Below are 855 nucleotides of genomic sequence, written 5' to 3' on the forward strand. Positions count from 1 at the left end.
CCGTTGCCTTCTGGTGAGCAAACGTGAGCATTGCTGCTGTGTCTGCGGTGTCATCAGGCAGCCTCGCCTTGCGGTGAGGCGGTCCCCGTCTGACCAACACTGGTGGTGTTGTGCGGGGTTGACGTTTCATCGCCTCCTGCGTCGCCCGCTTGCGCGGGGTCGGTCTCCTGGCTGGCTCCACGTCCTGCCACCGAGCCACTCTCGGTGGGACTCTGTTCACCCAGGGTGTGGGTGTCGCCGAGTCGGGCGAGGTTGATCGCGGCGTTGCGATCACGATCGATCCGCACGCCGCAGTTGTCACACACGAACACCCGATCCGCCAGCGACAGTTTGGTTTTCACTGCCAGGCAGGCCGAGCATGTTTTCGATGACGGATACCAACGGTCGGCCTCGACGAGAACCGAACCGTACCACCGTGTTTTGTAGCCGAGCAGCCGCCGGATTTCGGCAAGCGACGCATCAGCTAACGCCCGATTCAGGCCACGTTTGCGCGAACCCCCGGCCGAGCCCATCGCGGCCGCGTTCAATGTTTCCACCACGATCACCTGATGGTGCGCAGCGAGTGTGGTGGTGGCCTTGTGTAGGACGTCGCGGCGTACCGCTGCGGCGCGGGCGTGGGTACGCCCGATCCGCTGCTGCGTGACGCGCCACCGGTTCGACGGCTGCTGCCGAGTCTGGGTGGCCGAATCATAGCGGCCACGCTGGCGGGCGGCGCCCCGCTGCAACACCCGTAGCCGATGCTGGGCGGCGGTCAACGATTTCGGCGCCGCGACCCGCGCCACTTCACGCCCGTCCGGGGTAGCCACAACCAGCAGACCGTCAGCCTTCACCCCGACATCAACACCCACCACCGGC

The 855-nt window shown here is 66.1% G+C and carries 1 protein-coding gene; it reads right to left on the reverse strand.

Going from position 1 to position 855, the window contains the following annotated elements; all coding sequences use genetic code 11:
- Nucleotides 1-53 precede the first annotated feature (53 nt).
- On the reverse strand, nt 54-855 hold an 802-nt coding region (locus OSB52_RS24670; RefSeq protein WP_266063970.1), incomplete at its 5' end, for an RNA-guided endonuclease TnpB family protein.

It is taken from the genome of Gordonia aquimaris (genome assembly GCF_026262595.1).
Classification (GTDB): domain Bacteria; phylum Actinomycetota; class Actinomycetes; order Mycobacteriales; family Mycobacteriaceae; genus Gordonia; species Gordonia tangerina.